The 25495-nt window shown below is 63.7% G+C and carries 32 protein-coding genes; 29 read left to right on the top strand and 3 right to left on the bottom strand.

The window, feature by feature from the left end; translation table 11 throughout:
* Positions 1-13: 13 nt before the first annotated feature.
* The 13 genes from rplO (at position 14) to H6678_00445 (ending at position 8372) form a co-directional block, all read left to right on the top strand.
* Positions 14-451, top strand: coding sequence for a 50S ribosomal protein L15 (rplO, locus tag H6678_00505; protein MCB9472272.1), 438 nt, complete (start codon positions 14-16; stop codon positions 449-451).
* Between the two features lie 14 nt (positions 452-465).
* On the top strand, positions 466-1818 hold the full coding sequence (gene secY, locus H6678_00500) for a preprotein translocase subunit SecY (protein ID MCB9472271.1): 1353 nt from the start codon (positions 466-468) through the stop codon (positions 1816-1818).
* 15 nt (positions 1819-1833) lie between these two features.
* Positions 1834-2472 carry an adenylate kinase gene (locus H6678_00495; protein ID MCB9472270.1) on the top strand — a complete coding sequence of 213 codons (639 nt, stop codon included), beginning with the start codon at positions 1834-1836 and terminating at the stop codon, positions 2470-2472.
* The gene (gene map, locus H6678_00490) at positions 2469-3236 is read left to right on the top strand and encodes a type I methionyl aminopeptidase (GenBank protein MCB9472269.1); all 768 of its coding nucleotides are present in this window, start codon (positions 2469-2471) and stop codon (positions 3234-3236) included. The genes H6678_00495 and map overlap by 4 nt, the downstream gene beginning before the upstream one ends.
* A gap of 9 nt (positions 3237-3245) precedes the next feature.
* Positions 3246-3464 (top strand): translation initiation factor IF-1, encoded by a 219-nt coding sequence (gene infA, locus H6678_00485; protein ID MCB9472268.1) that lies wholly within the window; start codon positions 3246-3248, stop codon positions 3462-3464.
* 25 nt (positions 3465-3489) lie between these two features.
* Positions 3490-3606, top strand: coding sequence for a 50S ribosomal protein L36 (gene rpmJ, locus H6678_00480; GenBank protein MCB9472267.1), 117 nt, complete (start codon positions 3490-3492; stop codon positions 3604-3606).
* 71 nt (positions 3607-3677) lie between these two features.
* The gene (gene rpsM / locus H6678_00475; GenBank protein ID MCB9472266.1) at positions 3678-4046 is read left to right on the top strand and encodes a 30S ribosomal protein S13; all 369 of its coding nucleotides are present in this window, start codon (positions 3678-3680) and stop codon (positions 4044-4046) included.
* A gap of 91 nt (positions 4047-4137) precedes the next feature.
* The gene (rpsK, locus tag H6678_00470) at positions 4138-4533 is read left to right on the top strand and encodes a 30S ribosomal protein S11 (GenBank protein ID MCB9472265.1); all 396 of its coding nucleotides are present in this window, start codon (positions 4138-4140) and stop codon (positions 4531-4533) included.
* 99 nt (positions 4534-4632) lie between these two features.
* Complete coding sequence (locus H6678_00465) at positions 4633-5625, top strand: DNA-directed RNA polymerase subunit alpha (GenBank protein MCB9472264.1); 993 nt, start codon at positions 4633-4635, stop codon at positions 5623-5625.
* Positions 5626-5646: 21 nt separating this feature from the next.
* Positions 5647-6033 carry a 50S ribosomal protein L17 gene (rplQ, locus tag H6678_00460; GenBank protein MCB9472263.1) on the top strand — a complete coding sequence of 129 codons (387 nt, stop codon included), beginning with the start codon at positions 5647-5649 and terminating at the stop codon, positions 6031-6033.
* Positions 6034-6150: 117 nt separating this feature from the next.
* The gene (locus tag H6678_00455) at positions 6151-7458 is read left to right on the top strand and encodes a replication-associated recombination protein A (GenBank protein ID MCB9472262.1); all 1308 of its coding nucleotides are present in this window, start codon (positions 6151-6153) and stop codon (positions 7456-7458) included.
* Between the two features lie 25 nt (positions 7459-7483).
* Positions 7484-7954 carry a 23S rRNA (pseudouridine(1915)-N(3))-methyltransferase RlmH gene (locus H6678_00450; GenBank protein MCB9472261.1) on the top strand — a complete coding sequence of 157 codons (471 nt, stop codon included), beginning with the start codon at positions 7484-7486 and terminating at the stop codon, positions 7952-7954.
* An 82-nt stretch (positions 7955-8036) separates the two neighbouring features.
* Entirely contained in the window at positions 8037-8372 is a 336-nt protein-coding gene (locus H6678_00445) for a hypothetical protein (protein ID MCB9472260.1), read from the top strand.
* Between the two features lie 16 nt (positions 8373-8388).
* Here the strand turns inward: H6678_00445 and H6678_00440 are convergent, their stop codons facing one another.
* Complete coding sequence (locus H6678_00440) at positions 8389-8937, bottom strand: winged helix-turn-helix transcriptional regulator (GenBank protein MCB9472259.1); 549 nt, start codon at positions 8935-8937, stop codon at positions 8389-8391.
* Positions 8938-9264: 327 nt separating this feature from the next.
* Between H6678_00440 and H6678_00435 the strand changes: the two genes are divergently transcribed.
* The 16 genes from H6678_00435 to H6678_00360 all read left to right on the top strand — a co-directional run bounded on the left by H6678_00435 (position 9265) and on the right by H6678_00360 (position 24244).
* A complete protein-coding gene (locus H6678_00435) occupies positions 9265-9714 on the top strand; it encodes a division/cell wall cluster transcriptional repressor MraZ (GenBank protein MCB9472258.1) in 450 nt (149 codons plus the stop codon).
* A complete protein-coding gene (locus H6678_00430) occupies positions 9711-10010 on the top strand; it encodes a hypothetical protein (GenBank protein MCB9472257.1) in 300 nt (99 codons plus the stop codon). The genes H6678_00435 and H6678_00430 overlap by 4 nt, the downstream gene beginning before the upstream one ends.
* Positions 10007-10939 carry a 16S rRNA (cytosine(1402)-N(4))-methyltransferase RsmH gene (gene rsmH, locus H6678_00425; GenBank protein MCB9472256.1) on the top strand — a complete coding sequence of 311 codons (933 nt, stop codon included), beginning with the start codon at positions 10007-10009 and terminating at the stop codon, positions 10937-10939. Before H6678_00430 ends, rsmH begins: the two co-directional genes overlap by 4 nt.
* Position 10940: 1 nt before the next feature.
* Positions 10941-11348 carry a hypothetical protein gene (locus H6678_00420; GenBank protein ID MCB9472255.1) on the top strand — a complete coding sequence of 136 codons (408 nt, stop codon included), beginning with the start codon at positions 10941-10943 and terminating at the stop codon, positions 11346-11348.
* The gene (locus H6678_00415; GenBank protein ID MCB9472254.1) at positions 11336-13426 is read left to right on the top strand and encodes a PASTA domain-containing protein; all 2091 of its coding nucleotides are present in this window, start codon (positions 11336-11338) and stop codon (positions 13424-13426) included. Before H6678_00420 ends, H6678_00415 begins: the two co-directional genes overlap by 13 nt.
* A complete protein-coding gene (gene murF, locus H6678_00410) occupies positions 13426-14796 on the top strand; it encodes a UDP-N-acetylmuramoyl-tripeptide--D-alanyl-D-alanine ligase (GenBank protein ID MCB9472253.1) in 1371 nt (456 codons plus the stop codon). The genes H6678_00415 and murF overlap by 1 nt, the downstream gene beginning before the upstream one ends.
* Complete coding sequence (locus H6678_00405) at positions 14793-15920, top strand: cell division protein FtsW (protein MCB9472252.1); 1128 nt, start codon at positions 14793-14795, stop codon at positions 15918-15920. Before murF ends, H6678_00405 begins: the two co-directional genes overlap by 4 nt.
* On the top strand, positions 15917-16825 hold the full coding sequence (murB, locus tag H6678_00400; GenBank protein ID MCB9472251.1) for a UDP-N-acetylmuramate dehydrogenase: 909 nt from the start codon (positions 15917-15919) through the stop codon (positions 16823-16825). The genes H6678_00405 and murB overlap by 4 nt, the downstream gene beginning before the upstream one ends.
* Entirely contained in the window at positions 16818-17603 is a 786-nt protein-coding gene (locus H6678_00395; protein MCB9472250.1) for an FtsQ-type POTRA domain-containing protein, read from the top strand. The genes murB and H6678_00395 overlap by 8 nt, the downstream gene beginning before the upstream one ends.
* Positions 17596-18873, top strand: a complete 1278-nt coding sequence (gene ftsA / locus H6678_00390) for a cell division protein FtsA (GenBank protein MCB9472249.1) — start codon at positions 17596-17598, stop codon at positions 18871-18873. The genes H6678_00395 and ftsA (H6678_00390) overlap by 8 nt, the downstream gene beginning before the upstream one ends.
* 3 nt (positions 18874-18876) lie before the next feature.
* A complete protein-coding gene (gene ftsA / locus H6678_00385; GenBank protein MCB9472248.1) occupies positions 18877-20181 on the top strand; it encodes a cell division protein FtsA in 1305 nt (434 codons plus the stop codon).
* Between the two features lie 45 nt (positions 20182-20226).
* Positions 20227-21585, top strand: coding sequence for a cell division protein FtsZ (gene ftsZ, locus H6678_00380; GenBank protein ID MCB9472247.1), 1359 nt, complete (start codon positions 20227-20229; stop codon positions 21583-21585).
* Positions 21586-22123: 538 nt separating this feature from the next.
* Complete coding sequence (locus H6678_00375) at positions 22124-22276, top strand: hypothetical protein (GenBank protein ID MCB9472246.1); 153 nt, start codon at positions 22124-22126, stop codon at positions 22274-22276.
* Between the two features lie 97 nt (positions 22277-22373).
* Positions 22374-23540, top strand: a complete 1167-nt coding sequence (locus H6678_00370; protein MCB9472245.1) for a phosphopentomutase — start codon at positions 22374-22376, stop codon at positions 23538-23540.
* Between the two features lie 156 nt (positions 23541-23696).
* Positions 23697-23981, top strand: coding sequence for a EutN/CcmL family microcompartment protein (locus H6678_00365; GenBank protein MCB9472244.1), 285 nt, complete (start codon positions 23697-23699; stop codon positions 23979-23981).
* Positions 23978-24244 (top strand): EutN/CcmL family microcompartment protein, encoded by a 267-nt coding sequence (locus tag H6678_00360; GenBank protein MCB9472243.1) that lies wholly within the window; start codon positions 23978-23980, stop codon positions 24242-24244. Before H6678_00365 ends, H6678_00360 begins: the two co-directional genes overlap by 4 nt.
* Before the next feature lie 18 nt (positions 24245-24262).
* Here H6678_00360 and H6678_00355 read toward each other — a convergent pair whose 3' ends face one another.
* A complete protein-coding gene (locus tag H6678_00355; GenBank protein MCB9472242.1) occupies positions 24263-24922 on the bottom strand; it encodes a hypothetical protein in 660 nt (219 codons plus the stop codon).
* A 1-nt stretch (position 24923) separates the two neighbouring features.
* Positions 24924-25340, bottom strand: a complete 417-nt coding sequence (locus tag H6678_00350; protein ID MCB9472241.1) for an ATP-binding protein — start codon at positions 25338-25340, stop codon at positions 24924-24926.
* Between the last annotated feature and the right edge of the window lie 155 nt (positions 25341-25495).

Below are 25495 nucleotides of genomic sequence, written 5' to 3'. Positions count from 1 at the left end.
AAGGAGCTCCCGAATGAATCTCGGCAGTCTGAAATACGCGGACGGTTCCCGCAAGAAGCGCAAGCGCATTGCTCGCGGTACGGGTTCCGGACACGGTGGCACGGCCACCCGTGGCCACAAGGGCCAGATGTCCCGCAGCGGTGCCAAGCATCGCGCCTGGTTCGAAGGTGGGCAGATGCCCATCCAGCGCCGCCTGCCCAAGCGCGGATTCACCAACATTTTCCGCGAGGAGAATCAGGTGGTGAGTCTGGGGCAACTTGACGCCCTGGCCGGTGCGGGTGTATCCATCACCCCCGAGCTGTTGCTGGAGCACGGCGTGATTTCCCACATCAACAAGCCCATCAAGGTGCTGTCGAACGGGGAACTGACCAAGGCGGTCAAGGTGGAGGGCCTGAAGGTCTCCGCGTCCGCCCGTGAACGGATCGAAAGCGCAGGCGGATCCATCGCCTAAGCACGGAAGAACTGATGCTCGAAAAGTTTTCCAACATCTTCCGGATTCCGGAGCTCAGAGACCGGGTGCTGTTCACCCTGTTCATCTTTCTGATCTGCCGCATCGGCGCACACATTCCCACACCGGGAATCAACGCTGCGGCATTGGGTCAGTTCTTCGAGCAGAGCCAGAACACCCTCTTCGGTCTGTACGACATGTTCACCGGTGGCGCTTTCCAGAAGGTGGCCATTTTCGGACTGGGCATCATGCCGTACATCAGCGCCTCCATCATCATTCAGATGATGGGAACCACGGTTCCCTATTTCCAGCGTCTGGTGAAGGAAGGCGAGCAGGGCCGCAAGAAGATCACCCAGCTCACGCGCTACGGCACCGTGCTGATCTCCCTGATGCAGGCTTCCGGTGTGTCGGTGTTCCTTGAGAGCATCACCTCCCCCGGTGGCGACTCGATCGTGCTCAACCCGGGTCTGGGCTTCAAGTTCAGCGTGATCCTGATGCTGACCACGGGCTGCCTGATCCTGATGTGGCTGGGTGAGCAGATCACAGAGCGTGGTCTGGGCAATGGCATCAGCCTGATCATCTTCATCGGTGTGATCGAGACCATTCCCAACGCCTTCTTCGACGAGTTCCAGCAGGTTGCCGCCAAGACGCGTCCCCTGCTGGCCGAGATCTTCCTGCTCGGCCTGATGGTCGCCTCCGTGATGGCCGCGATCATGATGACCCAGGGCGTGCGCAAGATTCCGGTGCAGTACGCGAAGCGCGTGGTGGGCAAGCGCATGATGGGCGGTCAGTCGACCAACATTCCGCTGCGCATCAACATGGCGGGCGTGATGCCCATCATCTTTGCCCAGTCGATCATGTTCGTGCCCCAGACACTGGCCTCGATGCTGCCTGAAAGCGGCGTCAAGGACTGGGTGAATGCGGCCTTCACCTGGACTGCGTTCCCTTACCTGATCCTGTATTGGGTGCTGATCATCTTCTTCACCTACTTCTATACCGCGATGACCTTCAATCCGGTGGAAGTGGCCGAGAACCTGAAACGGTATGGTGGGTTCATCCCCGGGGTACGCCCCGGCAAGAAGACGGCCGAGTTCATCGATCACGTGATCACCCGGATTTCCTTCCCCGGTGCGGTGTTCCTGGGCTTCCTGGCCATCTTCCCGCAGCTGCTGATCCGGTTCTCCGGAGACCTGCTGGGCGGCAACCTGAGTTTCAATTTCGCCAGCATCTTTGGTGGCACGGGACTGCTGATCATGGTGGGCGTCGCGCTCGATACCCTGCAGCAGATAGAATCCCATCTGACCATGCGGCATTACGACGGCCTCATGAAGACGGGCAGGATTCGCGGACGTTCACGAATGTCATCGTAAAGCCTGGGCGGCGAGATGAGGCTGATCCTCTTCGGGGCCCCGGGAGTCGGAAAAGGCACCCAAGCCCGGCTGATCACTGAGAAACGCGGTATCCCCCAGATCAGTACCGGGGATATCCTGCGGGCGCACATCAAACAGGACAGCCCTTTCGGAAGGCGTGTCCGGCAGTTCACCGACAAGGGCAACCTTGTGCCCGATGAACTGATCCTTGACATCATCCGCGAGCGCCTGGGCCAGGCCGATTGCGCCAAGGGTTTCATCCTCGACGGGTTCCCGCGCACCGTGATCCAGGCTGAGGGACTGAGCCAGCTGCTTGGCGAGCTGAAGTCCCAGTTGAATGCGGTCGTGGATCTTCAGGTCAGTGATGACGAGATCGTGCACCGACTGAGCGCGCGTCGCGGTTGCACCAATTGCGGGGAAGTGTACAACACCCTGCTGGAAACGGTGCCCGAAGTCTGCCGCAAGTGTGGCGAGAAGGCCATCGTGCAGCGCGAGGACGACAAGGAAGAAACCATCCGGCACCGTCTGGATGTATTCAATTCACAGACTAGACCCTTGCTTGAGCACTATCGCAAGCAGGGACTTCTGTTGAGCGTGGACGGCACCCAACCGGTGGGTGATGTTCACAAAGCCCTGATGGAATTGCTGTCGTGATCAGGATCTACAGCGAACGTGAGTTCACGCGCATCCGCAAGGCCTGCGCGATCATTCCCCGGGCTTTGGAAATGGTCCGCCCGAGTGTTCAACCCGGCATGACGACCGCCGAACTGAACCAGATCGTTGACAGTTTCATCCGGGCCCAGGGGGCCGTGCCTTCATTCATTGGAGTGCCGGGCCCCGGTGGAGTGCCGCCTTTCCCCAGTTGCTGCTGCATTTCCGTCAACGAAGAGGTCGTGCACGGTGTGCCCGGGGAACGCGTCCTCAAGGACGGCGACATCGTGTCCCTGGACATGGGGACGATCCTGGATGGATACTATGGGGATTCGGCGTTCACCTTTCCCGTGGGCAGGATCAGCCCTGAACGTCAGGCCCTGCTGGACGCGACTCAGGAGGCCCTCAGGCTGGGCATTCAGGCCGCCCGCCCGGGGAATCGGGTATCGGATATCGGTCATGCGATCGAAGAGTACATCCGCCCGCTGGGCTACGGAATCGTCAGGGAAATGGTTGGACACGGGTGTGGCAGTTCACTGCACGAAGCCCCCGAGATTCCCAACTATGGACCTGCGGGCAAGGGACCCAAACTACGGCCGGGCATGTGCCTGTGCATCGAACCGATGATCAACGCCGGTGACTGGCGGATCGACGTGCTGGAAGATGGCTGGACCGTGGTCAGCGCGGACGGCAGCGACAGCGCGCATTTTGAGCATCAGATCCGGATCACATCCGCCGAGGCGGAAATCCTGACGGCGCTTGATTAGAAAGGATTCATGGGCAAACAGGACATCATCAAACTGGATGGCACGATTCTTGAGACTCTGCCCAATGCCAGTTTCAAGGTCAAGCTGGAAAATGATCACGTGGTGCTTGCGCACATTTCAGGCAAAATGCGGATGCACTATATTCGCATTCTCCCCGGCGACAAGGTGACGGTGGAATTATCCCCGTACGACCTGAGCCGTGGGCGCATCACCTTCAGACACAAATAGATCCTGATAGCTGGAGAAGCCGGTCATGAAAGTGAAGGCCTCGGTCAAGAAAATCTGTGAACACTGCAAGATCATCCGCCGCAACGGTGTGGTTCGGGTCATCTGCGCCAAGACTCGCAAACACAAACAGCGTCAGGGATAGAGTGATTCCGCGCGTCCGTCACAGGTGACGGACGAGGCGCACCATTCAGAAAGCCTGTCCAGGAGGGACCTTTGGCACGTATCGCCGGTATCGATCTTCCCAAGGAAAAGCGGGTCGAGATCGGTCTGACCTACATCTTCGGAATCGGTCTGACCACTGCTCGCAACATCCTTTCCCGCGCCAACGTCAATGGCGACACGCGGGTTCATGCCCTCTCCGAAGAGGAAGTGAAGCGGATCCGCAACGTCATCCAGGCCGACTACAAGGTCGAGGGTGCGCTGCGCACCGAAGTTTCCATGAACATCAAGCGTCTGATGGACATCGGTTGTTACCGTGGCCTCAGGCATCGTCGCGGCCTTCCATGCCGCGGGCAGAACACCAAGAACAATGCCCGCACCCGCAAGGGACGCAAGAAGAACAGCGGCATCAAGAAGCACTAGACCCGGTCCCGGCACCCTGATCGGGTGAGCGCGGCCAGCCCGGCACCGGCCCGGTTTCCGCACGGAAACCAACAGCAACGCGGAGGATATCTTGGCCAACACGAGTGCGAAGAAGAAAGTCAAGAAGAGAGAGAAAGTTGACAGCGTGGGCTGCGCCTATGTGTGCGCCACCTTCAACAATACGGTCATCTCGCTCACCGACAATTACGGCAATGTGATCAGCTGGTCCTCGGGTGGCTCCAAGGGGCGCTTCAAGGGCTCCCGCAAGAACACCGCCTTCGCGGCCCAGCTGGCTGCCCAGGATTGCGCGAAGATCGCCATGGACCTTGGCCTGCGGAAGATCTCGGTCTTCGTCAAGGGCCCCGGAGCCGGACGCGAATCTTCGGTGCGTGCGCTGCAGGCCGCTGGTCTGGCGGTGACGTCCATCAAGGACACCACGCCCGTTCCGCACAACGGCTGCCGCCCCCGCAAGAAACGGCGCATCTGAGGACATCCTCCCGGATCGGGCGCCAGGCACGCCCGCGGCACAGGAGTGGAACTCTTCGGGGTTCCCTTTCGATTCTGCAGGCAACAGAGAGGTTTGTTCATGACTGGATTCAGTCCCCAGATGCCCGAAGCCATCGAGCTTGAGGAAAGCAGTTACAGCTCGACCTATGGCAAGTTCATTGTGCAACCGCTGGAGCGCGGCTATGGGGTGACCCTGGGCAATGCGTTCCGCCGGGTGTTGTTGTCGTCCATTCCCGGCGCTGCCATCACCCAGATCAAGGTGGATGGTGTGCTGCAGGAATTCTCCAGCATCACCGGTGTCACCGAAGACATGACCGACATCATTCTGAACCTGAAGCAGGTCCAGATCAAGTTGCTGTCGAAGCGTCCCGAGACCCTGAGCCTGCACATCAAGGGACCGGGCACGCTGAGCGCGGCGGACATCCAGAACGCCAGTCAGGATGTCGAGATCATGAACCCGGGGCTGCACATCGCGACTCTGGGCAAGGATGCCGACATCCGCATGGAGATGGAAATCCGCAAGGGCTACGGCTATGTACCCGCCGAAGAGCACGAGGCGGGCGAAGCCCCCATCGGGACCATTCCCATCGATGCGCTCTATTCCCCCGTGCGCAACGTGACCTTCCGCGTGGAGAACACGCGCGTGGGACACAAGACCGACTACGAGCGGCTGATTCTCGAGATCCACACCAATGGAACGGTGACTCCCGATGATGCGCTGACTTTCGCCGGTCGCACCCTGATCGAGCACATCCAGCTGTTCATCAACTTCGACATGTCTTCCGAGGAAGAGCCGGAAGAGGAAATCAACGAAGAGATCCTCAACATCCGCAAGCTCCTGCAGAAGCCCGTGGAAGAACTGGAACTGACCGTGCGTGCCGCCAACTGCATCAAGGAAGCCCAGATCCGCAGCATTGGTGAACTGGTCGGCCGCAAGGAGAGCGACATGCTGAAGTTCAAGAACTTCGGCAAGAAGTCCCTGAACGAACTGGTGGCCGTGCTGAAGAGCAAGGGCCTCGAGTTCGGCATGGATATCAGCAAGTACGTTGGGGACGGCAAGAGCCAGTCCTGATTTTCAAGGATACATGCAGCCATGAGACACCGTAAATCCAACGTCAAGCTGAATCGCTCGACGGCCCATCGCAAGGCTCTGCTGGCCAACCTGGCGGGCGCCCTGATCCTGCACAAGCGGATCACCACCACCATCGGCAAGGCTCGCGCGCTGCGCAGTTATGCCGAACGCCTGGTGACCTTCGCCAAGAGCGGTTCCCTGGCCGACCGTCGTCAGGTCCTGCGCAAGATCACTCACCGTGAACTGGTGAAGCATCTCTTCGATGAGATCGGACCGCGCTTCGTCGACCGCCCCGGTGGTTACACGCGCATCATCAAGGTCGGGCCCCGTCCCGGCGACAATTCCGAAATGGCCATCGTGGAATTCGTGGGTTACGAAGACCAGTTCGTGATGTCCAGCAACCAGTAGACTCGCAGCGCCCGCCTGGCGGTGCAGGGTCTTTCCCGGAATACACGACCCATCCGCTGCCGCGGATGGGTTTTTTCATGAGGCCCCATGGACCTGTTCGCCTCTCCGGATCCAGAGATGGAACCGCCGGCCCCCGGTGGCTCGGCACCTCTCGCCGAGCGGTTGCGGGCTGCGACTCTGGAGCAGGTGGTCGGCCAACCCGAGCTGACTGCGCCCAGTGGATTGCTCAGCCGTCTGCTGGCCACGGGCAAGGTGGAGTCGATGATTTTCTGGGGGCCGCCCGGCTGTGGCAAGACCACGGTGGCCCGCATGTTGATCCGCCAGGCGGGCGGGCATGCCTTCAGTCTGAACGCCGTCACCTCGGGTGTGGCCGAGGTGCGCAAGGTGATCGCCAGCGCTCGCGACTTCCGGCGGTTGCGTGGCGAGCGCAGCATCCTGTTCATTGATGAAATCCATCGCTTCAACAAATCCCAGCAGGATGCGCTGCTGAATTCGGTGGAAGATGGCACGATCACCCTGATCGGCGCCACCACCGAGAATCCTGGTTTCGAGATCATTCGCGCACTGCTCAGCCGTTGTCACGTCGTGCCTTTCAAGCCATTGGACGACGAGGCGCTGCGCAGTCTGCTGAAGCGTGCCCTGAGCGAGGACGCCTGGTTGCGGGAGCTGGAACTGGAGCTTCTGCCCGATGCGGAGGAACGCCTGCTGACCCTGGCGGGCGGCGACGCACGCAAACTGCTGCAGCTGCTTGAGATGGCCGCCTCGGTGTGTGCCGATCGGGACCGCGAGAACCGGAAACTCGATCTGGCGGCTCTTGAGGCCCTGCAGGCCAATCGGCCCCTGCCCATGGACCGTCAGGGGGACCTGCACTACGATCTGGCCAGCGCATTGATCAAGTCCGTGCGCGGCAGTGATCCCGATGCCGCCGTATACTGGTTGGCACGCTTGCTCGAGGGTGGGGAAGACCCACGCTTCGTGGCGCGCCGGCTGCTGATCCTTGCCAGCGAGGATGTGGGCAACGCGTCCCCCAACGCCCTGGTGCTGGCCCAGGCCTGTTTCGATGCCGTACACGTTCTGGGCATGCCGGAGGCGATGTATCCATTGGCGCAGTGTACGACGTACCTGGCCAGCCAGCCCAAATCCAATCGGGCCGGCATGGCCTACCTGGCGGCCCGCAAGGCCCTCTTCGAGGGAGCCGAGGAACGCGTGCCCGACCACCTGCGCAATGCTCCGACACGCCTGGCCAAGGAGCTGGGGCACGGACGCGAGTACATCTACCCCCATGACCACCCGGGTGCCTTTGTGTCACAACAGTACTTGCCGCCAGAACTGAAGGGACGCATGTTCTACGAGCCGGGCGAGAACGGACAGGAAGCCCGTCTGCGCGACTATCTGCTGCGCTGCTGGCCGGAGCGCAAACGGTGAGCAGGACCAGACATGGGGGTGGGCGTTGAAGGTCCGCATCCACAGGATCGGCCGCTCGCGTGACCGCTGGTGGCTGGAGGCGGAGGAGGAGTACCTGCGCCGCCTTGCGCCCCTGTGCCGGGTGGAGCTGAAGGAGTACCGTGCGGCCGACGTCCTGGACCCCGCCCAGTGTGATGCGGCACGCCAGCTGGAAGGTGAGCGCCTGCTCAAGGGACTGGCACCGCGCTCCCTGGTGATCGCGCTGGACGAGCGGGGCATCCAGCACACCAGCCCGGAGCTGGCCGGCGAACTGGGACGGATCCTGGACGATGGGCAACCCGAGCTCGAGTTTCTGATCGGAGGAGCGTATGGGCTTTCGGAGAGTGTGCGGGCCCGGGCGGACCGCAGCTGGGCCCTGTCGCGCCTGACCTTTCCCCATCAGATGGTGCGAGTCTTTCTGATCGAACAGCTCTACCGGGCCCTGATGATCCGCCAGGGCACCCCGTACCACAAGTAGCTTCCGGGCACGCTGCGCCCGGTATCATCTCAGTCCGAACTGTATTAGTTTCCGCCACTTGTCGAACGAATCAGGAAGCCGCATGTCACTCGACGCCGTACAGCTCTTCGTGGGGATTGAAATCTCCACACGCCTGCAGGAACATCTGGACAGTTGCAAGAAGGCCGAACAGATCTATCTGCAGCCCGGTTCCGGATTTCTGGAGGAGGTCAGTTTCGGCACGTCCCGTTATCTGGGGCGCTGGGTCCACAATCCCCTGCCCGGCCCCGACTTCGACAATGTGTTCCGCAATGTGCTCAGCCTGTTGAAACGCGTGGTGCCCAACTTCCGCCTCCAGCAGGAAATGGTCCAGGTCTTCGGGGTGCCCGCACCCACCGAGACCGGCACATCCCGGGATGCACCGCCGCTGGCATTCTGAGCCTGAGCAATTCCCCTCAGGGTTTGCGGAACAGAGTCCCGTTGCCATCCACTTCCTTCAGACCCACCCACTGGTCCAGCAGGGCTTGCCAGTCCATCAGCTGCGGCGCCAGCAAGCGCTCCAGTTCTTCCTTGCGGTAGAACCGCCCACCTTCCAGTTGCTCGAGAAACCACAGCCCCACCAAGGAACGTTTGCGCGGATGGCGGGGCAGGGTGCGGGGCAGGGGCTGATCCAGAAACTCCTCCAGGACCAGATCACGGAAGCGTTGTGCCACGGTTTCGTTGTCTGGATTCGTGCCCAGTACCAGCAGCCAGTTCCCCAGCTGTCGCAGAGCGGAGGGAAGCAGGCTGTAGTCCTGGAAGCGACCCGCGCGTCGACTGGCCACCAGTTTGCACTCGCGCAGGATGCGCAGATGGTGGGAAACCGCCGGCTGACTGAGACCCAGTTCCGCGCACAGATCTTCCACGTCGCGATCGCGCTGGGCCAGAGCTTCCACGATGCGCAGGCGCCGGGGGTCGGCAAGGGCCCGCAGCACCTGCAGTGTATCGAGTCCCGTCTCAGGCATGCCCATTTCTCCTTCCGCTGCCCCTGATTCTCGACTTCGAAGCTACCCACGATTCCCCACCGTGCAACTTCAATGAAATCAAGAGCCACGTCTCTGGCTTGTGCCATTGATTCCATGGCAACGACCAGTCCCGGTCGAGACCCGTCAACCAAGCTTGACGTGTAAATCGAATCAAATCAGATAGTTGAGATCGGCATTTGAGTCAATTCAAGGGAATCTCAGCGGAACCACTATTCATCTTGCGCGGCTCAAGATTTCCTCCTACTTTGCCGATCCAGTGGGAGAAAGTAGGGAATTGTGGGTGACCGTGGCGAACCGGGGTTGAGCGTGTTCAGAAGCGAATTCATCTATGCTCTGGACGAAAAAGGTCGCGTGAAGCTGCCGCCAGCTTTCCGCGAGCTGCTCTCTCCCAAGGGAAGCGATACCCGGATCTTCCTGCTGCGCGATGTGGAGCCCTGCATCGGCATTTACCCCGAAGCCGAATATGCCCTGCTGGAAGCCAAGGTCAGTCGCCTGGACATGGGCGTGATGGCCAATCGCAAGCTGCGGCGCCGCTTCGTGTCCTCGGTTGCGGAATGCAGTGTGGACGCCCAGGGCCGCATTCTGCTTCCCCCTTCCCTGATGGAATATGCCCAGCTCGTCAAGTCGGGTCCGGCGCTCTTCGCCGGTTTCGGCAACTATGTGCAGCTGTGGAACAAGTCCCTGTACGAAGACGACATCAAGGACGCGCCGGACATGCGTTCGGACGGACCACACCAGTTGGAACTGATCTCATGACCATCCAGCACCGCACCCGCAACGACCGGGACATCTACCATCTCAAGGGCGCGCTGGACGACGCCGGCTGGCGCCAGCTCGATTTCATCGTGCACCAGCTGGGTGCCCGCACCGGGCGCCTGTTGCAACTGGACTTTCACCAGACACGCGGCTCGGACCAGGATGCGCACGCCCGGCATCTCAAACGCCTGACCGAACTGGCCCGTGACGATCGCAGTCTGCGCTTTGCCGGGATCGCTCCCGAGAGTGTGCGTCACGCCCGCAGGCTGGGGCTGCCCCGCAGCCTGTTCGTGTGACGGACTATCACCTGCCGGTGCTGTTCGAGGAGTGCCTCGAGCACTTGGCGATCCGCCCCGGTGGCTGCTATCTGGATGCGACCATGGGTGGAGGAGGACACAGCCGGGGGATCCTGGACCGGCTGGACGAGACGGGACGGTTGCTTTGCCTGGACCAGGATCAGGATGCGATCCGCAGGGCTGAAGATGGCCTGGCCCGCGATCCCCGTGTGACGGTCGTTCAACTGAACTTCGGTGATCTGGATCTGCTGCCCCGCTCCCTGCGCACACTCACATTCGACGGAATACTGATGGACCTCGGCGTGTCATCCCACATGTTCGACCAGAGCCGACGCGGCTTCTCCTTCATGCAGGACGGCCCGCTGGACATGCGCATGGACGCGGACCAGCCGCGCACGGCCGCCACTCTGCTGGCGGATCTGGAACGCGAAGAGCTGATCAGGCTGCTGCGCGGACTGGGCGAGGTCCAGTCCGCCGTCCGGATCACCGATGCACTGCTGCACGCGCGTGTGACAACCCCACTGACCCGTACGCTCCAGGTGCGCCGGATCGTCGAGAGTGTCGTGGGCACGCACAACTCATTCAAGGTGCTCAGTCAGGTGTTCCAGGCGCTGCGCATCGCGGTCAACGGCGAGCTCGAGCGGCTGGAGCAGGGACTGGACGAATCTCTGCAGCGCCTGAAACCCGAAGGCCGACTGGCCGTGATCAGTTATCACAGCCTGGAAGACCGGATCGTGAAACAACGCTACCGCGACTGGGAGCGAGACTGCATCTGCCCGCCCGAGCTGCCATTCTGCGCCTGCCAGCACCGCAGGCGCGTGCGGTTGGTCGCCCGCAACGGCATCGTTCCCGGGAAGCAGGAAATCCAGGCGAACCCGCGTGCCCGCAGTGCGCGCCTGCGGGTGGCCGTGAAAACAACGGAGGTCTGACATGGCTCGTCGACATCAGGAGCCCATGTCCATCGGTCAGCAGTTCCGCTTTCTGGGAGGATTCTCCTGGCTGATCCTCTCCCTTGGAAGCCTGGCGATCTTCATGGTATGGAAGCAGGTGGAGTGCAGCACGCTGCGCACCAGCCTGTTCCAGCTGGAAAGCGAGTGCGCCTCGCTGCTGGCCCAGAACGAGCAGCTCAAGGCCACCCGCCTGAATCTGGGCAGCTTTTCCGTGATCCGTTCCCAGGCCGAACACGAGCTGGGCATGGTGATGCCTGCGGGAGAGCCGGACTGGATCATCGTCTCGGCCAGCCGTGTTGTGCGCGGGGCGATTCCCGCTCTGCCGGCCGGTGAGCGTGATCACGAACCCTATGAGGATCCCGGGGGGACCGTCGCATGCGTCCGCTGAAGCGTTACAGCAGTCCGTATCGATACGGAAACCGGGTGCGCCTGGTGCAGGTGGCGGGCATGTGTGCCTTTGCCGCGATCTGTGTGAAACTGTGCCTGCTGCAGCTTGTCTGGAACGAGAAACTCAACGACCGGGCCGCCAGCCAGTTCGAAGGCCAGCGGCCCATCGCTGCTCAACGAGGCAGCATCGTCGATCGTGAAGGACGCCTGCTGGCGACCGACCTGGAACAGGTCTTCCGCGTGATCTGCAACACGCGCGAAAGTGCCAGCGCGGATTCGGTGGCTCGTGCACTGGCACCCGTGCTGGGCAAGTCCGTGGCCGAGCTGAGGCAGAAGCTGAACACACGCCGGGGCTACATCCGCCTGGTGGATGGCGTGGGCGAAGCCACCCGGCGCCGCGTGGCCGACCTGAAACTGGCGGGAGTGGGCTTCGAGCGCACCGGGCGCCGTTTCTATCCCAACGGCTCGGTGGCCGGCAATCTGCTGGGCGTGATCCGTGAGGACGGCAGCGCGGTGGGCGGAGTGGAAATGGGCTTCGACTCGCTGCTGACGGGCCAGCCAGGCACCGAGTTCCTCTTGCGCAGTGCCAGCGGACGTCCGCTGCTGGCCGATCGTCTGCCCCGTGAGGAACCGGTTCCCGGAGCCGAGTTGATGCTCACCATCGACGAACGCTACCAGGCTGTGATCGAGGAGGAGCTGGACAGCACCGTGCGCGGATTTGACGCGCTGGGCGGCCAGTTCATCCTGATGGATCCCGCCAACGGCGAGCTGCTGGCCCTGGCCTCCTGGCCTCCGCTGGATCCCAACGACCTGCCCGGCTGGCGCCCCGAGGGAGCGGCCACACGCTCGGTCTCCGACCAGTTCGAGCCCGGCTCGACCATGAAGCTGATCACCTTCGCCGCCCTCTTCGAGGAAGGACTGATTCCCGACACCAGCGCGATCGTGCCCTGCCACAACGGCCGCTACCAGGTGGCCAACCGCGTGATCCGTGACAGCAATCGCCATGGTTATGCCAGCCTGAGTGCGGCCGACGTGTTCCACAAGTCCTCGAACATCGGCACCGTGGTGCTGGCCCAGCGGATGGACAAGGAAAAGCTGTACACCATGATCCGGCGCTTCGGGCTGGGACAGGCCACCGGCGTGGATCTGCCGGGGGAGGTCAAGGGTCGGCTGCCCCGGCTTTCCTCCTGGGGGCCGGTTGAGTACTCCAACATCGCCATTGGTCAGGGTGTGGCCGTCAACGGACTGCAGATGGCCGCCGCCTACGGTACACTGGCCAATGGCGGGCGTCTGGTCCGTCCCCATGTGATCCGTCGGGTCCGCCATGAGGGTGGGGAGGTGGCGACCGAGCCCCTCGTGATCCGCCAGGTGCTGCAGGAGTCGACGATCCGCAGTCTGCGCGCGCTGGCTACGGGTGTGGTGGAGCATGGCACCGGCCGCAAGGCCGCGATTCCCGGCCTGCACATCATGGGCAAGACCGGCACCGCCCAGAAACTGGATGCGGAGCACGGTGGCTACAGCAACAAGGACTATCTGGCCAGTTTCGCCGGCATCGTTCCGCTGCACGGGCGCGAGCTGGTCTGCCTGGCCCTGATCGACCGTCCCCGGGGACGCGTGGAGGGAGGTTCCGTGGCTGCACCACTGGTCTCCCGCGCCATGAGCCGGATCCTGGCCCTGGAGAACGAGCACACCAACCGCGAAGAGCCGCTGTATCTCAGCCGCAGCGGGTCCCTGCGTGTGCCCGATCTCTGCGGGCTGCCCCTGCACGATGCCCTGGATCTGCTTCCGGCTTCCCTGGATCACTCCCTGCAGATCCTTGGGGAGGGTGTGGTGATCAGTCAGTCCCTGCCCGCCGGCGAGTATCCCCGGGACGCGGGAGTGCTGCGCCTGGACTGCCGCCCGCCCCTGGACACCATGCCCGACCTGAGCGGGATGAGCGCGCGGGACGCCCTGCGCCTGCTGAGTGGCCTGGGAGCCCGGATCACGGTGGATGGCGAAGGCTCCGTGCGCCGTCAGTTCCCGGCTGCGGGCAGCCCTCTCGATGCACGCTCCTTCATCCGGCTTGGACTGGAGTCCTGATGGAAGACCTGGCCCGGATCCGCAGCCTGCTTGGCAACACAGTCCGCTCCGGCGATGCGGGTGTCGTGCCCACCGGCGTGGTCGTGGACAGCCGTGCGGTCCGTGCGGGCAGCCTGTTCATCGCGCTGCCGGGTGAGCACACGGACGGACAGCACTTCGTGGCCCAGTCCCTGGAAGCGGGTGCCGTGGCCGCGGTGGTGCGTATGCTGCCCGCCCAGCCCGAACTGGCCGCACGCTGCATTCTCGTGGAGGATCCGGCCAGGGCGCTGGAAACACTGGCCGCCCACGCCCGGGAGCGGTTCTCGGGCACCGTGGTGGCCATCACGGGCAGCAACGGCAAGACGACCACCAAGGAACTGCTGAGGCGAATCCTGTCGCTGTCCCGTGTGACCGGAGCGTCCCCGGGAAATCTCAACAGCACGATCGGCGCTCCGCTGGCCTTTCTCAATCACAGTTCCGGCTGTGCCTGCTGGGTCCAGGAAACCGGGGCGTCGGCTCCCGGGGAGATCGCCCGGATCTGTGGCTGGCTGCAGCCGGATGCCGGTGCCGTGACCAACATCGCCGAAGCCCATCTGGAGCGCTTCGGCAGTCTGGAAGGCGTGTTGAGCGCCAAGAGTGAACTGCTGGAAGCCCTGGCGGCCCGCGCGGCCCGCATCGTGCTCAACACGGGTGATCCCCTGCTGGGCAGCCTGGCCGGACGCTGGCCGCGCACCCTGGCCTACAGTCTTGAACAGGGGCTGGCGCTGGATGGCGCCCCGCTCCGGTGGCGCGGCCTGAGCGAGCGGGGCTGCGGGCTGTTCCAGTTCGACGGTGAGACATGGGCTTTGCCCGTGCCCGGCATCGCCTTTGCCGAGTGTGCGTGCTGCGCGGCCGCGCTGGCCCATGTCTGCGGTGCCACAGCGGCTGAGATCCGTGAAGGGCTGAGCGCCTGGGAAGATCCGGGAGGCAGCGGCGGCCGGATGCGCGTGATCCAGAGCGACACCCTGCTGCTGCTGGACGACAGCTACAACGCCAACCCCGCCTCGGTACGGGCCGCCCTGCGCACCTTGCGGGCCATCCCGGTGACGGGTCGGCGCTGGGCCGCTCTGGGGTTCATGGCTGAACTGGGCACCGGAGAACGGGAACTGCATCACGAGACGGGGCGCCGGGCGGCCGAAGCCGGACTGGATGCCCTGCTTGCCGTGGGACCACAACCGGCGCTGGATGCGCTGCTGGACGGGTACCTGAGCAATGGCGGCACCATGGGCGTGCGCTGTCAGGGCATTCCGGGTGCGCTGGAAGCTCTGGCTGGACTGAAGGACGGGGATGCGCTGCTGGTCAAGGGGAGTCGCAGCGCGGGACTGGATACACTGGTGCGGGAGCTGGCATGAGCACACGGGAAGAGGTTCTTCAGAGCGCTCCGGCGGTCCAGGATACGCGCATCGACCGCTGGTTGCTGCTGGCCACGATCTGCATCCTGATCGCGGGGGGCATGACCGTCTACTCGGCCAGCTCGCCCTACGGGATGCGCGCAGGTGCTCCCAGCAGCTATTTCCTCTCGCACCTGAAGAAGATCGTGATGGGCGTGTTTCTCTTTCTGGTGGCGGTCAAGCTGGACTACCACCGCTGGCAGCGCCTGGGGCCCTTGCTGCTGGCCGTCTTCGGCGGAATGATGCTCTTCGTCAACACCGCCATGAACGAGGCGCACCGCTGGATCGAGATCGGCAGTTTCCGCTTTCAGCCCTCCGAGGCGGCCAAGTACGCCGTGGTGATCTTCCTGGCGGGCCAGTTGTCGCGGATCACGGATTTCCGCAAGGACTGGAAACGCCTGCTGCTGGCGTTGGCACCGATCGGAGTGGTCCTGGTGCTGCTGGAACAGCAGCCCAATTATTCCATGCTGATGGTGGTGGCCGCGGTGACCGGCCTGATGCTGTTTCTGGCCGGCCTGCCGTTGACCTGGTTCGCGGCCGCTGGAGTGACCGGCGTGCTGGGCGTGATCGGTCTGCTCTCCCAGGGCGACTTCCACAGCGACCGCATCGACCGCTGGCTGGAATCCTTCGGCAGCATGCATTCCGGCACGGACCAGGTGATGCAAAGCTTCATCGGGTTCGGTCGCGGAGGACTCACCGGCGTGGGTGCCGGCAATTCCATGCAGAAGTACTTCTACCTGCCCGAGCCCTTCAATGATTTCATCTTCTCGATCTGGGGCGAGGAATTCGGCCTGATCGGCTGCGTGCTGCTGATCCTGGCCTACGCGCTGATCTTCTGGCGCGGCTTCCACATCGTGCGCCGGGCCCAGGACGACTTCGGGCGCATGCTGGCGGCGGGCATCACGGGCATTCTGGGGCTGTACACGATCATCAACATGATGGTTTCCACCGGCCTGCTGCCGGTCACCGGGCTGCCCCTGCCGCTCTTCAGCTATGGCGGCACCGCCATGATCACGCTGCTGGGAGCGCTGGGAATTCTGATGAACATCTCCTACCAGTCACGCCGTCTGGATCTGCGCCGATGAGCCGCTTCGCTCGCATCACGGCGGCTCTGCCCGATCGTTGCCGCGCGGAGGCGAGCCTGGCCGGGCTCTGCACCTGGCACATCGGGGGCCCGGCGGCCCTGCTGGTCGAACCGCACACCGTGGCCGAACTGGAAACCCTGCTGGAGCTGCTGCGCGAGGAGCGGCTTCCCTGGTGGCTGATCGGCAATGGCTCGAATCTGCTCTTTCCCGACGCGGGACTGGACGGCGTCGTGATCCATCTGGCCGGAGAGTTTAGCCAGTTCAGCTTCGAAGGCCCTCTGCTCAAGGCTGGCGCGGCCGCTCCCGTGGGCAGTCTGGCGCGTCAGGCCGCCGCCCGGGGACTGTCCGGCCTGGAGTTCATGGTGGGAATCCCCGCCCTGCTGGGAGGCGCCTTGCGGATGAATGCGGGCGCCCATTCCTGCGAACTGAACACGGTGGTGCGCCGCGTGGACGTGCTGGAACATGCCGGCCGGCGCTGGCTGGAACTCGAGGAGCTGAACTTCGGCTATCGCAGTTGCCCGGGGTTGTTGCACCGAGTGGCGGTCCAGGCCGAACTGGAGCTTGTGCCCGCCCCGATGGAAGAAGTGCTCGACCGCACTCGCGGATTCAATCGCTATCGCCAGCAGACCCAGCCGCTGAGTGCCTGGAGTTGTGGCAGCGTCTTCAAGCGCCCGGCACCGGACACATACCCCGGCAAGCTGATTGAGGACGCGGGCATGAAAGGTTTTCGACTCGGGGGTATACAAGTCTCACCCGTACATGCGAACTTCTTCGTGAATCTCGGCGACGGCCGCGCGGATCAGGTCCTTGAACTGGTCGAACGTGTGCGCCAGGCCGTGCTCGATCACAGCGGCATCCGGCTTGAAGAGGAGTTTCATCTCATGGGGGAGGCGCACCATGAGTGACGTTGAAATCCCCCGGGGCAGCAGCACTCCCCGCGGACGCAAGCGCCGCGTGGCCCGGGCGGGGCGCCGTGCACTGAGCGGCTTCTTCGTGCTGCTGGTGCTGCTGCTGCCTGTCGCGCTCTGGCTGGGGGCCGGAAAGTTTCACCGGATTCTGGACGAGCGCAACCTCTTCGCCCTGCACGACCTGAGAATCACGGGCGTCCACTGCGCCGATTCCGCCTCCCTGAGCGAAGCCATGGACAGCCTGCTGGGGCAGCCGCTGGGCAGCCTGGGACCGGAATCTGTCGCACGGGCAGCCGAGCGCGACCCCTGGATCATCAGTATCCAGCTGCGTCGCCTGTGGCCCAACCGTGCCGAGATCCGGGTCGTGGAACGCCGTCCGGCCGCATTGCTGGCCACCTCGGGTGGGTTGAGGTGCCTGAGCGAGGATGGCCGCGTGTTGCCCATGCCCGCCGCACGCAGCCTGGACCTGCCACTGGTCACGGCACCTCACGGTGTGCCGCTGGCCGAAGCCCCGGCCATTGCCAGCACGATCAATCGCCTGCGCCAGGTCTCGCCGGACGTATTCTCCCGGCTGGACCAGATGAGTTGGCGCGACGATCCCCGGCTGATCCTGCGGGATCTGCCGCTGGGCATCGTGATCACCCGGGATCATCTGGAACACGGGCTCTCCCTGCTGGAGAGCGTCATCCGGGAACGGCCTGCGCTGTTGCAGTCCCGGGGAGAAATGGACCTGCGTTTCACGAACCAGGTCATCTTGCGGAGGAACGATGTCTAGGATCAAGATCGGCGCCGTGGATCTGGGCAGCACCAAGGTCAGTGCCCTGCTGGGCGAAATCGACCAGAGCGGTCTGATTCACGTACGGGGCATCGGCATCGCCGAGAGCACGGGCATCCGCCACGGCACCGTCACCGAGCTCCAGGGCGCGACCCAGAGCCTGGTCAAGGCGGTGGAACTGGCCGAGGACATGGCCGGGGAGAGCATGCCCCCGATGGTGGTGGGCATCAGTGGCGATCACATCCAGGGCGTGGCCGGAGACGGGGGCATCAGCTTCACTCCCGACGATCCCACCGTGGGACACGACATCGTGCTCGAGGATGTCGAGCGCGCCCTTGAATCGGCCAAGGCCGTGCAGTTGCCCCTGGACAAGAGCCTGCTTCACGCCATTCCCCAGGACTTTCAGGTTGACGAGCACAGCATGGTGCCCAACCCGGTGGGCATGGTCGGCTTCCGTCTGCGTGTGCAGGCGCATCTTGTGCTGGGAGCGATCACCAGCCAGACCAGTCTGCGCCGCGTGGTCGATCTGGCGGGCAAGAAGCTCTCGGGGCTGGTCTACACGCCTCTGGCCAGCAGTTACGCCGTGCTCAGCAAGGAAGAGAAGGAACTGGGCTGCGTGCTCATCGACATTGGCGGCGGCACCTGCGACACGGCCTTCTTCATCAATGGGGCCATGTGCCACAGCTGGGTCTTCCGCTTTGCCGGGGAAAGCCTGACCCGCGACCTGGCGATCGTGCTCAAGACCTCGATGCAGGAAGCCGAGCGCCTGAAGCTGGACTGGGGCGTCGCCGACCCGCACCTGCTGCGCGACAAGGACGAGCAGCTGGAAGTGCCCGATGTCAACGGGGCCTATGTGCGCCACTACTTCCGCAGTTATGTGGCCAGCATTCTGCACGAGCGCCTGAGCGAAATCCTTCAGCATGTGGCCCGTCAGGCCCGCGCCATGGGCATTCACGAGCAGCTGGCGGCGGGAGCCGTGATCACCGGCGGTGTGGCGGCCACCCCCGGACTGGTGCAATTGGCCCAGCGTGTGCTCGGCATGCCGGTGCGCGTCGGCCATCCCACCAATTTCCTGGGCCTCAAGGACCTGCTGGCCCGTGGCGAGCACGCCGCCGGAGTGGGGCTGCTGCTGCACGCCGCCAGCGGTCACTACAGCTTCGACCGGGCCCAGTATCCCGCGGTCGGGATGTACGACAATCTGGACACCACGACCCATCGCAAGCGTCGCGGCTTCTTCAAACGACTGGCCACCAGCCTGGGAGTGCTCTGATCCATGAGAACCGGAAAACGCACTCGCTGCGCGCTTGATGTGGGCACCACGGCCGCCCGCGCCGTGGTGGTCGAGTCCCTGCCCCACGGTGTGCTGAAGCTGCTGGGCGCCGGCATGGCTCCCTGCAGCGGCATGAACCGCGGCCAACCGGTCAATGTGGACGAGACCATTTCGGCCATCGAAGACGCCATCCAGCAGGCGGAGGAGAACTCGGGCCAGACCGTGGAAACCGTGGATCTGGCTCTCACCACCGAGCACGTGCTCTGCACGGCCAAGCGCGCGGCCATTGACATCACGCGAAACCCACGGGACACCGCGTCCAGCGAGATCACGGCCGAGCACGTGCGCACGGTCGTCCAGCATGCCCGCAAGGAAGAGCCGCTGGCGATCGACCGCCAGTACCTGCACATCCTGCCCCAGGATTTCACCGTGGACGGCATCGGCGGCATCCAGAATCCGGTGGGAATCAACGGGCTGCGCCTCGAGGGGCGTGTCCAGCTGGTCTCGATTCCCGTGACCGCGCGCCAGAACCTGGTGCGCTGCGTCGAGCGCGCCGCGCTGAACGTGGGCTCGGTGTCACTCGAGATCCTCGGCGCCGCCGAGCTGGTCCTGCGCCGCGACGAGAAGGATCTGGGCGTGGCCCTGCTGGACATCGGCGGCGGCACCACGGACCTGGCGATCTGGCAGGATGGCCGCCTGCGCCACCTGGCCGTCTTCGGCATGGGCGGCGAGATCATCACACGCGACATCACCATGGCCCTGCATACGCCCCATCAGGATTCCGAGCGCATCAAGCGCCGCTGGGGCTGCTGCACGCAGAAGCTGATCCGGCGCGAAGAGCGTTTCGACATCGATACCCTGGGGCGTCAGACCTTCCAGGCCAGTCGCAGCCAGCTCTGCCAGGTGATCCAGGCCCGTGTCGATGAGATACTCGACTGGGTTGAGCAGCAACTGCGCGAGTGCGGCATGCTCAAGCTGATGGGAGCGGGCATGGTGCTCACCGGGGGCAGCTCACAGCTTTACGGACTGCCCGAACGCTGTGTCGAGCGCTTTGGTGTACCCGTGCGCACGGCGGTACCCGATCATGTGCTCGGTCTCGAGAAGACCGATCTGCCCTGCGCCTGGACGGGCGCGCTGGGTGCCGCCTGGATGGCCTGGAGCCCCATGGTGCTGCATGACGGAGACTCGCGCGGGCCCTTGAACTGGCTGAGCGGCTCCTGGCGCTCGGTCGTGCGTTCGGTGACCGGCACCCGACCCTTCAAAAAAGTAACACGACCCCCGCGGGAGACTTGTAGCACCGAACTTTGATTCTCATATTGCGACGGACACATTTTCAAGGGGAGACACACGAAAATGTCCGAGCTGCTGTTTCATTTCGACGAAGGCCAGGCCGATGGAGCGCGCATTCGCGTGATCGGCGTGGGTGGAGCTGGCGGAAACGCCGTTGACCGCATGATCAGTTCCCGCCTCAAGGGTGTGGAATTCGCGGTGGTCAATACGGACCTGCAGGCCCTGAATGTGAATTCGGCGCCCCTCAAGGTCCAGATCGGCAAGAAGGAGACCCGCGGCCTGGGTGCCGGGGCCGATCCGGAACGCGCTCGCCGTGCCGTGATCGAAGATGAGGACGAGATCCGTCCCCTGGTCCAGGGGGCAGACATGGTCTTCGTCACCGCCGGCATGGGAGGAGGCACCGGCACCGGTGCTGCCCCCGAAGTGGCCACCCTGGCCCGGGAAGCAGGTGCCCTGACCGTGGGCATCGTGACCCGACCCTTCGTGTTCGAAGGCCGTCCCCGCATGCGCCGTGCCGACGAGGGGCTGTCCCGCCTGAAAGAGTGCGTGGACACCCTGATCGTCGTACCCAACCAGCGCCTGCAATCCATCGTGGACAATTCCTGTGCCCTGACCGATGCCTTCAAGATCGCCGACGAAGTTCTGCTTCAGGCGGTCAAGGGCATTTCCGACCTGATCACGGTCACCGGTCTGATCAACCTTGACTTCGCCGACGTGCGCGCCGTGATGAGCGAGCCGGGCGAGGCCCTGATGGGTGTCGGCAGTTCCAGTGGCGAGTACGCGGCGGTGGAAGCGGCCCAGAAGGCCATCTCCAGTCCCCTGCTCGACGAGTGCTCCATTCAGGGGGCCCGCGCACTGCTGATCAACATCACCGGTGGATCCCAGATGACCCTGTATGATGTCAGCGAGGCCAGCAAGGTCATCTACGACGAGGCCGGTCCCGATTGCGACATCTTCTTCGGCGCCGTGATGGATCCATCCATGGAAGGCCAGATCCGTGTCACGGTCATCGCCACGGGGCTTGGCAGAGTCGACGAGGCCCTGGGTGATCCGGCCCTTGGAACTCGCATGGTGAGTCCTGCTCAGACCTATGTGTTGCCCGAGCCCGCTTCGGCCCCGGTCCAGGAAAAGCGCGTCATCCAGGAGGCTCCGTTGGTCGTGGACTATCGTCCCGATCCCCGTGAGACACCTGCGCGTGATCCTCGGGTGGCGGAATCGCGATTCGCCGACTCCCGCACAGCGGATTCCCGTCCGTCCGACAACCGTCCTGCGGAGTCCCGACCCAATGGCTCCGGCGACAGTCATCCTTTCGCTCCACGCAGCGATCGCCAGATCACCGAGCGCATCCAGAGCATCACGGCCAATGCGCGCGACGATGAAAACCTTGATGTGCCCGCGTTCCTGCGCAGGTCCATGGACTGAGTTCCCCGTCCGGCGGATTTCTTCCCCTTGATTCGCCGGGCATCCTTCGCCGCGCGAAGGAGTCTGTTTCTCCCCTTCTTTCCTGACTGCGCTGATGGCGTGTGACAGGAGCTTCGGCCGGGACCCAGTCCTGGCCGATTTCCTTTTTGTGCCATGACAATGACTGCTGGCCGGGCGGCTGGCATGAGGCCAGCATCCTCGGGTGGCCTGGCGGCTGGCATGAGGCCAGCATCCTTGGGTGGCTCAGCGGCTGGCATGAGGCCAGCGTCCTCGGGTGGCTCTGCGGCTGGCATGAGGCCAGCATCCTCGGGTGGCTCTACGGGTGGCATAAGGCCAGCATCCTCGGGTGGCTCGGCGGGTGGCATAAGGCCAGCATCCTCGGGTGGCATGGCGGCTGGCATGAGGCCAGCAACTTTGGCGTTGCAGGCGTGGACTTTTGTCTCCCGCCTTGCACATTCAGACGCACTTGTTTATCATCTGCACCTCGCACCGATGCGAAGAAACGGTGCCCAGCCAGAGTTCATGGAGGATTCGATACATGGCCAAGACGCAGAAGTTCGTTGCCAAGAGCGGAGCCCACGATCGGCCCGTGATGGTGATTTCCATGGAGAAGAAGGAAAGCGGTGCCTACTCCGTGAAGAAGAAGATCGTCTACCTCACGGCGGACAACGAGAAGGAAATTCTCGGCTAGGCTTCGGGCGCCGGATTTCCGCGCGCCACAGACCTTCGGGATTTGCAAAGGCCTGTTCGCGGGCCTTTTTCTATTGGGTCAGTCCTCGGGAGAACACATGCAGTCAGGTCGATTCATCATGGTCGTGCTCGACGGCGTGGGTGTGGGAGACGCACCCGATGCCACGCTGTTCGGAGACGAGGGCGCCAATACCCTGGGCAACATCGCCCAACGCATGCACGGCCTGACGCTGCCCTCGCTGGGAGACCTTGGGCTGGGCAATCTGGTCCGGCTGGAGGGCGTGCCACCCGTCGAGCACCCTCAGGCAAGCTGGGGCCGGATGACGGAACGCTCCATGGGCAAGGATTCCACCCTCGGGCACTGGGAACTTGCCGGTCTGATCACACCAACCGCCCTGCCGACCTATCCAAGTGGTTTTCCAGCGGATCTTGTCAAGACCTTCATCACCAGGGCGGGCATCGAAGGCATTCTGGGCAATCTGCCGGCCTCGGGCACCGAGATCCTCAAGGATCTGGGCCAGCGCCATGTGGACAGCGGCTGGCCGATCGTCTACACCTCGGCTGACAGCGTGTTCCAGATCGCCGCCCACGAAAGCGTGATCCCGCTGCCAAGGCTTTACGAACTGTGCGAGATCGCGCGCGAGTTGCTGGTGGGCGAGCACGCCGTGGCCCGGGTGATCGCCCGGCCCTTCGTCGGTGAGGCGGGCGACTGGCGCCGGACCACCAATCGCCGGGATTTCAGCCTGCGACCGGCGGCCACGATCGTGCTCGAGGAAGTGCAGCAGGCCGGTCATGGAGTGCTGGCCATTGGCAAGATCCGTGATCTGTACGCGGGCGTGGGCATCGATCAGGCGGTGAAGAGCCACAACAACGCCGAAGGCATGGAGCTGCTGCAGGCGGAACTGGAGCGGCACGACAGCCCGCATCACCTGATCCTGCTGAACCTGGTGGATTTTGACGCCCTCTGGGGCCACCGGCTGGATACGGAGGGGTTCGCGGCCGGGCTGGAAGAGTTCGATCGCCGTCTGCCCGGCATCCTGGCAGCGCTCAGACCGGGTGATACGCTCTGCCTCTGCGCCGATCACGGCAACGATCCGACGGGCACGAACACCGATCATACCCGCGAGCAGGTGCCCCTGTTGGTGGTGCGCCCCGGAACGCCCGGAACGGCGCTGGGCACGCGCAGCAGCTTCTGCGACATGGCGGCCTCGATGCGCGCGCATTTCGGTTTGCCAGCCCGCGAACCGGGAATCAGTTTCCTCTGAATTCCGGGCCGCTGCCCATCGCGCAGGCTCCACGGTTCCGGCCCACGCTTGCCAGTTCTATATTGCCGCGCGAACACCGCTTGCGATCGCGATCCGTCGTGAATCCGGGGCCCCATTCATTCCATCCGGCCTTCCAGGGCCATTCGAGGAGACGTCATGCAACTGGGCAAGGTCATCGGCACCCTCTGGGCCACCCGCAAGGATCCCAAACTGACCGGTCTGAAGTTCCTGATCGTGCGCCATCTGGATTTCGACTACAGTGAGAAATCCGGCTTCTCCGTGGCGGTGGACAGCGTGGGGGCGGGAGTGGGGGAAGTGGTGCTCTGCGCCTCGGGATCCAGCGCGCGGCTTACTCAAGCCACCGAGGGGCGTCCCGTGGATACCGTGATCATGGCCATCGTCGACCGGGTGGACCTGAACTCCGGCGGAGATGCCCGATGAACCTCGCCCGCGTGGTCGGAACCGTCTGGGCCACCCGCAAGAATCCGGCGCTGGAGCACGCGACTCTGCTGGTGATCCAGCCCGTGGACCTGCACGACAGGCCCTGCGGCGAGCGTCTGGCGGCCGTGGACACGCGCGCGGCCCTGCTGGGGCAGCTGGTGTTCTATGTCAGTTCAAAGGAAGCGGCCCTGCCTCTGCCCGGGGAGCTGGTACCCGTGGACGCCACCATCGTGGGCATCGTGGACCGGCTGGACGAGGCGTGATTCCGGATCAGCCGGAAGCTACCGGGGCATCGGGCTGATCAGACGGATATGGCTGCGGCTGCTGTACTGGGCGCTGCTGCCCTCGATTTCCTGATCGAGCAGCCCGAACCCTTTGAGCCAGGTATTGCGATAGGTCATCCCGGCCGTACCCTGTTCACGCAGGGTCTGCACCAGCACGTCCCTCGGTGCGCCATTGATTTCCAGTGTATCCTTGCGATTGAACACATCCAGCCCCACCTCGATGCGGTGATAGGGCTCGGCATCCTCGCCGTGCGCCAGCAGAACCAGACAGATGAAGGAACTGGAATCGGCGCGCGTGTCGGCCAGCATGGGATAGTACGGGTCGTAGCGGATCACCTCGTCGGCGGAAAGGTGATCCAGCCGGTGGATGCGCAGCTCGTCGCCCGTGTCTTCCACCCAGAGCCTGGACAGTGGTTCCCCGTTGCTCAGAATGTCCACGGTGCGGCAGCGGATCGTGCGGCCGTCCGCGGTGGTCAGCTGGGCGTCCTTTCCCAGGCGTTCGATGCGCTCTCGCACCATGGAATTGCCGTTGGTGAATGAACTGTCCTGGTAGGTCCACTGATCGCCCGCCTTGCCCGGCCGGTAGCTTTCCGGATCGCGTGCGCAGGACAAGCAGAGCAGCAGCAGGGTCGGCAGCAGCAGTGATTTGAAGGTCATTTCAGCCCAGTCGCTTGATCAGGATGGCAGTCTGCCCGGCAGGACCCTGCTCGAAGCGAACTTCATCCATCAGGTGCTGGATGATCAGCAGTCCGCGCCCCGATTCGTCCAGCAGGTGTGTCGGAGAGGTGGGGTCCGGTCGGGAGTCCAGGTCAAACCCCTTGCCTTCGTCATCCACGCGGATCTCCACAAGGCCCGGGCTGTGGCGCACCAGAATGTGCACCTTCAGTTCGGGCTGGCTGCGGTTGCCGTGGAGGATGGCATTGTTCACCACCTCGGTGCCGGCGATCAGGATGTCGCCAGTGGGGTCTTCTTCAATACCGGCATCCGCGGCGAAGGTGCTCAGAAACAACTCCACCGCGGTAATTTCCGCGGGATCCGATGGAATGCTGAGGCGTCGTTCCAGAATCTTGGGCATGGCCGTTCCGGGCTGATGAATGGTTGCGCCAGGTCTGGAACCGGAAACCCGACGGTGCCGCGACAGCCCGGAAACGCAGATCCGCGGGATCTGGGGGTATTCCGGTACCCGCGAGAAGTTCGGCGCAAGTGTAGGGTTTTGCAGTTTGGGAACCA

This window comes from Candidatus Delongbacteria bacterium (assembly GCA_020634015.1).
Lineage (GTDB): Bacteria > CAIWAD01 > CAIWAD01 > CAIWAD01 > CAIWAD01 > JACKCN01.
The sequence above is the reverse complement of the archived record's forward strand: the minus strand, read 5'-3'. Positions and strand labels throughout refer to the sequence as shown.